This is a genomic window from Methylobacterium sp. Leaf100, assembly GCF_001422845.1.
Classification (GTDB): Bacteria; Pseudomonadota; Alphaproteobacteria; order Rhizobiales; family Beijerinckiaceae; genus Methylobacterium.
In genome coordinates, this window is sequence record NZ_LMMW01000005.1 from 70,905 (window position 1) to 82,240 (window position 11,336).

The following is an 11,336-nucleotide window of genomic DNA, read 5'->3' on the forward strand; positions in this document are numbered from 1 at the left end:
CCCCCGTCGCCGGGGGCTTTCTCAAATCCGGCCAGGCCGAACGATCAGGTCAGAGGACGGTTCAAGCCTAGTCGATGACTTCGACGATCCGGCGGCTGCGGTCGACCAGGACCGGGCGGTCGTTGACGATGGTGTAGCGCGAGTCGCGGGCGTTGTACTCGTCCGGCACGTCGTAATAGGTCACGCCGGCGCTCGGCAGCACGGTACCGACGCGGACATCTCCGTCATAGGCGTAGGACGAGCGGCGCTCGCGGGTAACGTACTGGCGGAAGCGCGGACGGTCGTCGACGCCGAGGATGCCGCCCACCGTGCCCGTGGCCGCGCCGACGGCGCCGCCCACGATGGCCCCGAGGGGGCCGGCCGCATCGGCGCCGTCCTGGGCGCCGCGCTCGGCCCCACGCACGAGGCCCTGGGCCTGGACGGCCATGGGCAGGCTGAGGGCAAGCACCGAAGCGGCGAGAAGAGTCTTGAGATTCATGGTCGGGTCTCCCGAAAGGCTGTCCCGCGACGCCGTGAAGCACCGTGGGTTCGGGGCCTCAACGTGCGACCCCCCGAAAGGGATGCGGTGAAATCCAGTCTCCTTCCGTGGGAGACCCGGGGCGATCATCCCGAGCCGCGACGATGTCCGTGTCGGTGATGTGTGGGAAGGCACGATGCTTACTCTATGAGCAGTTAAGCCTGCGGATTAGGCCGTCTGGGTGGGACGTTGATTATTTTATAGTCCACTCGCACAGAAGAGCATCACATGCGTCTTGCCGCCCTCCTCATCGCCGCGCCGCTCCTCGTCGTCGGGACCAGCGGCGCCACCGCACAATCGCGGACCTGGAACGCCCTCAGCCAAGCGCCGACCTACCAGGCGCCCGAGCAGGTCATCGAGGGTCCGCGTCGCAACACCCGGCGCGATCCCACCGGCATCCTGCGCGGGCAGGGCGTCAGCAGCCTCTACGGCGGCATGGGGAACATGGGCGGCGGGTCCGGCCGCAGCGCCAACACCGGCATCGGGCTGGGCGGCATCGGCGCCTCCCAGGGCGCGCGGAACTGATCTCGGATCCGCCGCACCGGTTCTGGGACCGGCCGGCGCGATCCGTCACGGTCGCCGGTCCCGCAGGGCGAAAGGCGCGGCGCCCCGCGCGCTTCGTTGAGCTCGCGGCCTCGGCGGTCTATGCACGGATCCCATGGACCTCCCAGCTTCCCACCTCGAAACTTCCCACCTCCAGGCGTCCCCCCTGCAAGCGTCCGCGAGCCGATCCGTGGCGCCCCTCGCCTGCAAGCCGCCGCGCCCCGGACGCGCGGCGCCGTTCCTGCCCATGAGCCGGGCAGAGATGGACAGGCTCGGGTGGGATGCCTGCGACATCGTCCTGGTGACGGGCGACGCCTATGTCGATCATCCGAGCTTCGGCATGGCCATCATCGGCCGCCTGCTCGAAGCGCAGGGCTTCCGGGTCGGCATCATCGCGCAGCCCGACTGGCAATCGGCGGAGCCGTTCAAGGTGTTGGGCCGGCCGACGCTGTTCTTCGGCGTCACCGGCGGCAATCTCGATTCGATGGTGAACCGCTACACGGCGGACCGGCGCCTGCGCAGCGACGACGCCTACACGGCGGGCGGGGAAGGCGGCGCCCGCCCGGACCGCTCGACCATCGTCTACACGCAGCGCTGCCGCGAGGCCTACAAGGACGTGCCGATCATCCTCGGCGGCATCGAGGCGTCGCTCCGCCGCATCGCCCACTACGATTACTGGTCCGACAAGGTGCGCCGCTCGATCCTGGCGGATGCCAAGGCCGATCTCCTCCTCTACGGCAATGCCGAGCGCGCCGTGGTCGAGGTGGCGAACCGCATGGCCGCCGGCGCGAAGCCGCACGAGCTCGATTCCGTCCGCGGCGTCGCCCTGTTCCGCCGGGTGCCCGAGCACTACACCGAGCTGCCCGCCGACGATCTCGACTCGGCCGACGAGGCCGCCATGCGCCGCCCCGGCGAGACCGTGATCCGGCTCCCCGCCTACGACGAGGTCAAGGACTGCAAGGAGGCCTATGCCCGCGCCTCGCGGGTGCTGCACCGGGAGGCCAATCCCGGCAACGCCCGCCCCCTGGTCCAGCGCCACGGCGACCGCGACCTGTGGCTGAACCCGCCGCCGATCCCGCTCACCAGCGAGGAGATGGATTCGGTCTACGACCTCCCCTACGCCCGCGCGCCCCATCCCGCCTACGGCGACGCGAAGATCCCCGCCTGGGACATGATCAAGTTCTCGGTGACGATCATGCGCGGGTGCTTTGGCGGCTGCACCTTCTGCTCCATCACCGAGCACGAGGGCCGCGTCATCCAGAACCGCTCGGAGGGCTCGATCCTGCGCGAGATCGAGCTGATCCGCGACAAGACCCCGGGTTTCACGGGCGTGATCTCGGATGTCGGCGGCCCCACGGCCAACATGTACCGGATGGCCTGCAAGGACCCGAAGATCGAGGCGGCGTGCCGCCTGCCGTCCTGCGTGTTTCCGGACATCTGCCCGAACCTCAACACCTCGCACGACGACCTGATCCGCCTCTACCGCAAGGTCCGCGAGGTGGAGGGCGTCAAGAAGGTGATGGTCGCCTCCGGCGTGCGCTACGATCTGGCGGTCCGGAGCCCCGAATACGTCGAGGAACTCGTGACCCACCACGTCGGGGGCCGTCTCAAGATCGCGCCCGAGCACACCGAGCGCGGGCCCCTCGACCTGATGATGAAGCCGGGCATCGGCACCTACGACCGCTTCAAGGAGATGTTCGACGCCGCCGCCAAGAAGGCCGGCAAGAAATACTACCTGATCCCGTACTTCATCGCGGCGCATCCCGGCACCACCGACGCGGACATGATGAACCTCGCCGTCTGGCTGAAGAAGAACGATTACCGCGCCGATCAGGTGCAGACGTTCCTGCCCTCGCCCATGGCGACGGCCACGACCATGTATCACACCGAGATCAATCCCCTGCAGGGCGTGCGGCGCGGTGGCAGCGAGCCCGTCGACGCGATCAAGGGGATGCGGCAGCGCCGCCTGCACAAGGCGTTCCTGCGCTACCACGACCCCGAGAACTGGCCCCTGCTGCGCGAGGCGCTGCGGGCCATGGGCCGCGCCGATCTCATCGGGCCGCGGCCGGACCAGCTCATCCCGCTCGCGCAGCCGCCGGGAACGGGTTTGGGCAAGGCGGGCGGCAAGGGGCAAGGCCAGCCGCGACCCGGGCGCCACCCGGGCGCGCCGCGTTTCACCACCAAGGGCGTACCTCTGGGGAAGTGACGGGCCCACCCGGCCATCGGCCGCTGCGGGCGTTCCGGGGACGGCAAACCTGGGAACGGCAAAGCGCGGGCGACCACGGGGCGGTTCTCCGCCCCGGGCCGCTCTTCGATCCGGGCGGCGCGTCAGTCCTTCGGCATCGCCGACTGGATCAGCCGGTCCGACGACAGGTCTTCCTCGTCGTAGCCGAGGAGTTCGGCGAGGCGCCCGCGGGCGCGGCTGACGCGGCTCTTCACCGTGCCGACCTTGCAGCCCATGATGGCGGCGGCCTCCTCGTAGGAGACGCCTTCGGCACCCACCAGCACCAGGGCCTCGCGCTGGTCGGGCGGGAGCTTGCCCAGCGCCGTCTGCAGGTCCTCCACGTCGAGGCGGTCGCCCTGGTGCGGGGCGGTGGCCAGCCGCGCGGCGTAGGAGCCGTCCTGGTCCTCGACCTCACGGACGCGCTTGCGGTGGTCCGAGTAGAAGATGTTGCGCAGGATGGTGAACAGCCACGCGTTGAGGTTCGTGCCCGGCTGGAACCGGGCGCGGTGCTGCCAGCCCTTGAGCAGGGTGTCCTGCACGAGGTCGTCGGAGCGGGCCGGGTTGCTCGTCAGCGACAGGGCGAAGGCGCGCAACGACGGCACGGCGGCGAGCAATCCGTTGCGGAACTCGGGTTCGATGGCCTCGCCGCGCGCCTTCAGGGCGGCTTCGAGCTTCTCGATGAGTTCGGCGAAGCGGGTCGGCTGCTCGTCCGTGGGAAGGCGGTCGTAGACCGTGCGCAGGTGCTCGCCGAGATGCGTCCGGATGTTGGACGACAGGTTCGGGCGGGCATCCTCGGCGGTGTCGAGGTCGGCGGCAGTGTCGATCGCGTCGCGGGTCATGGCTCGTCGTATTCTGGTCGATCGCGGGGGAGAGCGTCCGGCGCGTGGAAGACAACACGCGCGACGCCCGTCGTGTGGACGCGTTGTAGCGCATCCCGCCCGGCCACGCATCCCGGCCCGCAACCGTCAGGGTTGCGCCATCGTCCACATCAACAGCCCCGCGGTCCGATGCCTTGCGCGGGCAGCGTGGGTTTCCTCTCCGTCCAGGCAGGGCGATCGCATTCGACCATCTGCGTCATTCCGGGGCGCCGCAGGCGAACCCGGAATCCAGATTCGCGCCGGAGGCGTGCAATCCAGAGCCGCCGGCAGAGCAAGACTTGGCCAAACCCGTGTCTCCGGGGTCCGGGTTCCGCTCCGCGGCCTCGGGATGACAAAGCGGGGCGGGACTTCAAACGGTCCCAAACGGCATATGCAATCGCCCCGACCGAAGGGAGCAATTGCCCCGCCCGAAAGGAGAGGGAGCGCGGCGGGCCCTACGCACCGCGCTCGAACACCTCTTCGGCGCGCCATCCGCCGTTGGGACCGGCCAAGGGCTGGTCCTGTATAAAGAGTCGCTCAGCAGCCGCAGGGGGAGGGCACCTGTGCCGAGGCCCGGCCGTCGGGCTTGAGGATGCGGACGGCGCCGTCGCGGAGCGAGAGCACGTGGCCGCGCTCGACGTCGGTCCAGCACTCGTCGCGGGTCAGCGCCTTGGTGGCGATCACCGTCACCACGTCGTCCGTGCCGGTCTCTTGCGCGAAATCGACGCGCCAATCCTCGTCCACCAGGGTGGCGGTGCCGAAGGGGGCGCAGCGGGTGAGGTAGCACAGGCGCTTGCCGCAATGGGCGTAGAGGGTGCGGCTGTCCGAGAGCAGCATATTGAACACGCCCAATCCGTGGAGTTCGGCGCACAGATCCGCCACGGCCCGGTCGAGGCGGGCCGGGCTCGGAAGGTCGGGCCAGCGCTGCTGCAACTGGTCGAGCATCCAGCAGAAGGCGTGCTCGCTGTCCGTGGAGCCCACGGGCTTGAACCACGTCAGCGGCCACTTCTTCACACCCTTCAACTGGCCGTTATGCGCGAAGGTCCAGCGCCGGCCCCACAATTCCCGGCTGAACGGGTGGGTGTTCTCGAGGTTGACCCGGCCGCGATTGGCCTTGCGCACGTGGGCGATGACGATGCGGCTCTTGATCGGGGTTCGGCGCAGGAGCCGGGCCAGCTCCGATTGCGCGCTCGGCTCCGGCTCGTGGAAGGCGCGCGCGCCCCGTCCCTCGTAGAACGAGATGCCCCAGCCGTCGGCATGCGGGCCGGTCTCGCCGCCGCGCCGCGCCAGGGCGGCGAAGGAGAACCGGATGTCGGTGGGCACGTTCGCGCTCATGCCGAGCAGTTCGCACATGGGATTTCGGGGAGTTCCGGTCGGGACGGGCGGCGGGGCGGAGCGGGCGGACGCAGGCAGGCGGAAACGGACGGCCGGCGGAACCGGTTGCGCGGTCTAACCTATATTGGTCCGCCCGTGGCCCCGGGGAAGCCGGATTTCGCATTTGGGGCCGTCGCTCCTGCGGGAAACGCCCGAGGGGGCGTCAACCGGCCTTCGCATCCCTGCGCGGCCGGCCGCCGAGCCGGCCGTTCCGGGCCGCAGCCGTCGCCTTGGCGGCGGAGACGGCCTGCCCCGCCAGACGGGCTCCCGCCTGGCGGATCGTGACGGGGGATTGCTCGATCAGGCGTGTCACGAGGCCATCGACGTTGATGTGCAGATCGAGCGCCGCAACGGCGAGGAACGCGCCATCCTCCGTGGCGCGCAATCCATGGAGATGCTCCGGCGAAGCCTCGCACAGGGACGGGATGAGGCTGCGCTGGGCGCCGAAGGCGCGCCCATCCGTCAGGATCATCAGCACCGCGTCGTGGTGTGGATCGAACCACGCCGCCCGGGCCTGATGTTCGTGGCTCGCACGCGCCGTTTCGGTGGCGGTGGCCCGATCCAAGATCGCCTTGGTGATCGGCTTTCGGCGCGGAAGGGTCCACGCGTCGTCCTGCTTTACCATTCCGCGGCCTCCTCGATGTGCTGGCCCGCCGTGAGCGAAAGCGTTCGTCCATCCGCGAGGCTCAGGGTGACCCGTCCCGTCCGGACATCGTAAGCCGCCGTCGTGATGCTGGCGGCGTGGGGATCGGCCTTGCGCGCCACCCTGGCCCGCACGCCGTCGCCATCCGGGGTGGGGCGGAATTCGACACGCTGGTTCACGAGGCCGATTCCATGCCGGGATCCGTGCGTGTTCCACCAGGCCTCCCGACAGGCGGGCAGATGATCCATGATGGCGTCGGCCACCGCGTTCAGGGTCGCGACGCCCGGTCGGCGCTGTCGGCGCCGAAATCTGTAGAGCCCCGTGATGTCGGACAGGAACGAGAACCTGAACCGCGCGGTCCATCCCTCGCTGGCGTGGTGTGCATGAATGTGCGGCGGTGGGTGATCTTCGGCTGCGATGAAGACCTGGATCGCACCGTGCCAGAAGATCGTCCCCGCCATAGGCTTCCTGATAACCCATCGGTTGGGTTATTCCAAGGGGGCGATGCCGGAGGGCCCGCCACCGCTCCGGGCCATCGCAAAACCAAAGAGTGCAGGCGCGGCCTTTGGATTTCTTGGCCCGCTCCCCCGAAGCTGGCAGAACCGTCCTGCCCCGAGCCGCGTCCGGCTCCGCGATGAGGAAACCGCATGACGGTGTCGAGCGACGACGAGCTGGAGGCGCTGAAGCGGATCGGCCGCATCGTCGCCAACACCCTGGAGGCCATGGGCCGGGCCATCGAGCCCGGCATGACCACGGCCGAACTCGACGGGATCGGGCGGGCGTTCCTCGCCGGCGCGGGCGCGCGGCCGGCGCCCGAGCTCGCCTACGGCTTTCCCGGGGCGACCTGCATCAGCATCAACGAGGAGATCGCCCACGGCATCCCGGGGGCGCGCCGGATCGCGCCGGGGGATCTCGTCAACATCGACGTCTCGGCGGAGAAGGACGGCACCTTCTCCGACACCGGCGCGTCGTTCGCCGTGCCGCCGGTGACCCGCGCCGTCGAACGCCTGTGCCGGGACGGGCGCCGGGCGCTGTGGGCCGGCCTGCGCCAGGTCGGCACGGGCAAGCCGCTTTCGGGCATCGGGCAGGCGGTCGGCGCCTTCGCGAAGAAGAACGGCTACACCCTGGTGCGCAACCTCGCGAGCCACGGCGTCGGCCTGTCCCTGCACGAAGAGCCGAAGGAGATCGCCACCTGGCCCGACGCCTCCGAGCGCCGGATCATGGGCGAGGGGCTGGTGTTCACCGTCGAGCCGTTCCTGTCCCTGGGCGCCGATTTCGCGGAGGATGGCGACGACCCCTGGACCCTCTACAGCCGCCCCCGCGCCCTCACGGTGCAGTACGAACACACCGTCGTCGCCACCCGCAACGGGCCGGTGGTGCTGACCGTGCCGGGTTAGGGGGCACCCGGTTCGGCGGAGTCCCGCCCGTCACGCCTCCCGCAGCAGGGTCCGGACGGCGGCGTCGAGGGCGCGGGCCGCGGCGGCGGCCGTCGGGGAGCCGGTGCGTGCCAGCATCACGATCTCGGAGGGCGGCAGGTCGGGAAGGCCGAGGCGCGGTCCGACGTCGCCCATGCGCCCCGAGGCGACGGCCCCCATGGGGGCGACGCCGAGCCCCGCGCGCACGGCGGCCAGGAGCGCGCTGCAGCTGCCCCCGATGAAGGCCTCCCGCCACGGGCGGTTGGCCGCGTCGAGACGCCGGACGGCGACGGCCCTCACCCCGCAGGCCGGCCCGAGGGTGATCAGGGGGACGGCGCGGTCCTGCGCGAGGGCGTCGTCGTCCCCGCATCGCCAGCCCAGGGGGTCCAGCCCGAGCACCTCCCCCTCCGCGCCGCCCGCCTCCCGCCGGACGATCACCGCATCGAGGTCGCCGTCGTCGAACGCCGCGCGGACCTGCAGGGAGGTCCCGCTGCGCAGCTCGAGGGCGCTGCGCGACGGGAGGGCGGCGCGGACGTGGCGGATCACGTGTTCCAGGCCGGTTCCGAGGGCGTGGTCGCTCGCCCCGATGGCGAACCGCATGGTCGGCGCGTCGTCGAAGCACGCGGCGCTGTCGTGGGCCGCCATCAGCGCCCGTGCCTTGGCCAGGAAGGCCACGCCGTCCTCCGTCGGCCGAACGAAGCGGGGCGTGCGGTCGAGCAGCTTGCGGCCGAGGGCCGCCTCGAGCGCCTTGAGGCGCGTGCTGACCACCGGCTGCACCGTCCCGGCCGCTTCCGCCGCCCGGGTCAGGTTGCCGAACTCCACCGCGAGGATGAACAGGCGGACGGAAACGAGGTCGAGCATGATATCGAACCGCTATGATGAAGCGTGCGCATCATAGCGTTCTGCGCCGACGCGAACAGGTCCAAAGTCATCTCCGCACCCCGAAGCCCAAGGAGGCTCCCATGCCCATGATCACCGTCCGCTACGTCACCGCATCGCCGCGCGAGAACCTGAGGTCCGAGATCGCCTGGCTGGCGACCCGCCTCGGCGCCGAGCGGCTCGGCAAGGACCCGGACGTCACCGCCGTGCTGGTGGAGGAGGCCGATCCGCAGGGGTGGTTCATCGCCGGACGGCGCCCGACGGAGGCGGGGCTGTCGGCGTTCTGGCTCGACATCAAGATCACGGCCGGGACCAACACGAAGGCCGAGACCACCGCGTTCGTCCAGGCGGCCTTCGCCGGCATGGCGAGGTTGATCGGCCCGTTGCACGCGGAATGCTACGCGTTCGTGCATGCGGTCGACGGCGACGCCTACGGCTACGGCGGCCGCACCCAGAATGGCCGCTGGGCCGTCGCCAACCCGGGATAGCTGCCCGAGGGCGGCGCGCCGGGGGGCCGAACCGCGGCCCCCCGGCGCCCCGTCTTCACATCCGCGCCGTGATGGTCGCCAGCACCGTCAGGGGGGAGCCCGGCTGGTTGTTGAAGGGGTTGAACGGCTGCTCGATGTAGCGCGCGTCCGTGAGGTTGCGGGCGTTGATGGCGAAGCGGTAGCGCTCGTAATCGTAAAACAAAGCCGCGTCGAGGCGTGTATAGGCGCCGACCTTGTAGCTGTTGTTGAGGTCGCCGAACCTCGCGCCCACATGGGTCGCGCCGAAGCCGACGCCGAGGCCGCGCCATGGGCCGTCGGGGATCTGATAGGTCGACCACACGCTGGCGCTGAACTCGGGCACGCCGACGAGGCGGTTGCCCACCGCGAAGGTGGTGTCCCGGGCGATTTTGGCGTCGAGGTAGCCCAGGCCGCCGATGATCTTCCAGCCCGGCAGGATCTCGCCTGCGATGTCGAATTCCACGCCCTCCGAGCGCTGGGCGCCGGTGATCACCGAGAAGCCGGTGTTGACCGGATCGGCGGCGGACACGTTCTGGCGCTCGATGCGGAAGGCGGCGGCACTGATCGTGAGGAGGGACGGAACGAGGTCGTAGCGGGCGCCGACCTCGTATTGCACGCCCGTTTCGGGCGGCGGATTGGTGGCGCCGAGCACGTTGTCGGTCTGCGGTTTGAACGAGTTCGTGTAGCTCGCGTACAGGGTGAGCGGCTCGACGGGGCGGTAGACGAGGCCGACGCGCGGCGAGAATCCGAACAGCTCCTGCTCGGGCGGCACCGTGCGCGAGGTCGGCGTGCGGCTGAAGAAGAACTGGCTGCCGAAATCCATGCGCGTGCCCAGCAGCAGCTGCAGGCCGGCGCCGAGGTCGATCTGGTCCTGCAGGTAGACCCCGTAGAGGTCGTTGCGCTGCTTCAGGTCGCTCTGGAACGTGAATGCCCCGTAGGCGATGCGCGGCACCGGGTTGAGGAAGCTCGTGGTCGTCGTGGCGGCGGTCTGCTGCGAGATCGGCCGGCGGTAGCCGTTGGTGTATTCGAAGCCGGCCAGGAAGGTGTGGCGCAGGCCGAGGATGTCGAACTTCGCCACGACCTCGGACTGGGTGTCGATGGACGCGAAGTCCGAATTGACGAGGGAGCCCCGCCGCGTGACCAGGGTGCCGGCGGGGTTCACCGCCGTGGCGCGGGCCGCGAACACGTCGAAGGAGCCCGACTGGACGTTGACGATCTGGCGCAGGGTCACGTCCGGAGTGAGGTCGTGCTCCACGCGCAGGGTCGCGAAGTTCGAAGCCCCGGCGTAGCGGGAATTCGTGGTGCCGTAGAAGCGGGCGATGTCGTCCAGCGGCACTCGGCCGTTGCGGGCGATCAGGCCCTCGTCGTACTGCGTATCCTGCCGGGTGATCTCGGCCAGGAACTCGACGCGGGTGTCGGCGGTGGGCGTCCAGGTGAAGGCCGGGGCGACGAAGAAGCGCGAATTGCTCCGGTCGTCGCCGTAGTTGCGGAAGGTCGGGTCGTCCTGCGCGGCGAAGCTGACCCGGCCGGCGAAGCCCTCCGTCCCGGGCAGCGCCCCCGAGACCGAGCCCTGGAGCCGCGCAAAGCCGTAGCTGCCGCCCTGCACGGTGAGGTCGCCGGACGGCGCCATGTTGGGGCGACGCGTGACGATGTTGACGAGGCCGCCGGGGTCGCCGCGCCCGTAGAGGACGGAGGCCGGGCCTTTCAGCACCTCGATGCGCTCGACGTCGGCGAGGTCGCGCTGGGTCGAGAGGAAGTTGTTGGCCTGGTTCAGCAGCACGCCGTCGACGGCGTAGGTCTGGGTGCGGAAGCCGCGGATGAGGAAGGTGTCCGAGCGGCCCTGGAGGGTGCCGCCGGGCTGCACGTTGCTGACGTTGGCGAGCGCATCCGACAGCCGGACGTCCTGGCGGTCCTCCAGGACCTCGCGCGGCACCACCTGCACGGATTGGGGCGTGTCGCGTAAGGGGGTGTCGGTCCGGGTCGCCGTGGCCGACCGGGTGGCGCGGTAGCCCACCACCGGGCCGGTGGCGCGCTCGCCCGTGCCGAGCCCGGAGCCGGCCACCGACAGCTCCGACAGGGCCACCTCCTCCGGCACGCCGGCGGGCTGCGCGACGGCGCCGGCCACGCAGAGCGGCGTCAGGCCGCCGAGAACGGTCGCGACCCGCAGCCATCCATCCCCGTAGACCTTCGGCATCGCGTCCCCCTCCGACCTGCGGCGGACGCCCCGGCGCTCCGTCAACGCCGCCGTTGAGCACCCGCACCGGGGAGGCCGCAAGCGGGTGAGGCACAAAAGGTTCCGGACTTTAATCCGTGATGGTCGAGATGTGACAATAATTCAACAAACAAGAATTGTAATAATTAAAAACAACCCGCCTTCC

11 protein-coding genes are annotated in these 11,336 nt (G+C 70.2%); 4 read left to right on the top strand and 7 right to left on the bottom strand.

From position 1 onward, the window contains the following. Positions 1 to 67 precede the first annotated feature (67 nt). Positions 68 to 478, bottom strand: coding sequence for a DUF1236 domain-containing protein (locus tag ASF25_RS05535; protein ID WP_056303776.1), 411 nt, complete (start codon positions 476 to 478; stop codon positions 68 to 70). A 267-nt stretch (positions 479 to 745) separates the two neighbouring features. Between ASF25_RS05535 and ASF25_RS05540 the strand changes: the two genes are divergently transcribed. Beyond that, on the top strand, positions 746 to 1,042 hold the full coding sequence (locus ASF25_RS05540) for a hypothetical protein (RefSeq protein ID WP_056176401.1): 297 nt from the start codon (positions 746 to 748) through the stop codon (positions 1,040 to 1,042). 265 nt (positions 1,043 to 1,307) lie between these two features. Then, positions 1,308 to 3,266 carry a YgiQ family radical SAM protein gene (locus ASF25_RS05545; protein WP_056267059.1) on the top strand — a complete coding sequence of 653 codons (1,959 nt, stop codon included), beginning with the start codon at positions 1,308 to 1,310 and terminating at the stop codon, positions 3,264 to 3,266. Between the two features lie 122 nt (positions 3,267 to 3,388). On the opposite strand, the gene ASF25_RS05550 is transcribed toward ASF25_RS05545, so the two are convergent. The 4 genes from ASF25_RS05550 to ASF25_RS05565 form a co-directional block, all read right to left on the bottom strand. Further along, positions 3,389 to 4,123 carry a sigma-70 family RNA polymerase sigma factor gene (locus tag ASF25_RS05550; protein ID WP_056176406.1) on the bottom strand — a complete coding sequence of 245 codons (735 nt, stop codon included), beginning with the start codon at positions 4,121 to 4,123 and terminating at the stop codon, positions 3,389 to 3,391. 555 nt (positions 4,124 to 4,678) lie between these two features. After that, the gene (locus tag ASF25_RS05555) at positions 4,679 to 5,494 is read right to left on the bottom strand and encodes a class II glutamine amidotransferase (protein WP_056303780.1); all 816 of its coding nucleotides are present in this window, start codon (positions 5,492 to 5,494) and stop codon (positions 4,679 to 4,681) included. Between the two features lie 184 nt (positions 5,495 to 5,678). After that, positions 5,679 to 6,140: a DUF2442 domain-containing protein gene (locus ASF25_RS05560; protein WP_056303782.1), complete on the bottom strand. Its 462-nt coding sequence runs from the start codon at positions 6,138 to 6,140 to the stop codon at positions 5,679 to 5,681. Beyond that, positions 6,134 to 6,619, bottom strand: coding sequence for a hypothetical protein (locus tag ASF25_RS05565; RefSeq protein ID WP_056303784.1), 486 nt, complete (start codon positions 6,617 to 6,619; stop codon positions 6,134 to 6,136). Before ASF25_RS05565 ends, ASF25_RS05560 begins: the two co-directional genes overlap by 7 nt. Positions 6,620 to 6,805: 186 nt before the next feature. On the opposite strand from ASF25_RS05565, the gene map reads away from it, so the two are divergent. Beyond that, positions 6,806 to 7,555, top strand: coding sequence for a type I methionyl aminopeptidase (gene map / locus ASF25_RS05570; RefSeq protein WP_056176411.1), 750 nt, complete (start codon positions 6,806 to 6,808; stop codon positions 7,553 to 7,555). 30 nt (positions 7,556 to 7,585) lie between these two features. On the opposite strand, the gene ASF25_RS05575 is transcribed toward map, so the two are convergent. Continuing rightward, complete coding sequence (locus ASF25_RS05575; RefSeq protein WP_056303787.1) at positions 7,586 to 8,434, bottom strand: LysR family transcriptional regulator; 849 nt, start codon at positions 8,432 to 8,434, stop codon at positions 7,586 to 7,588. Between the two features lie 101 nt (positions 8,435 to 8,535). On the opposite strand from ASF25_RS05575, the gene ASF25_RS05580 reads away from it, so the two are divergent. Then, positions 8,536 to 8,940 carry a 4-oxalocrotonate tautomerase family protein gene (locus ASF25_RS05580; RefSeq protein ID WP_056267056.1) on the top strand — a complete coding sequence of 135 codons (405 nt, stop codon included), beginning with the start codon at positions 8,536 to 8,538 and terminating at the stop codon, positions 8,938 to 8,940. 55 nt (positions 8,941 to 8,995) lie between these two features. Here the strand turns inward: ASF25_RS05580 and ASF25_RS05585 are convergent, their stop codons facing one another. Next, positions 8,996 to 11,152: a TonB-dependent siderophore receptor gene (locus ASF25_RS05585; protein ID WP_082502502.1), complete on the bottom strand. Its 2,157-nt coding sequence runs from the start codon at positions 11,150 to 11,152 to the stop codon at positions 8,996 to 8,998. Between the last annotated feature and the right edge of the window lie 184 nt (positions 11,153 to 11,336).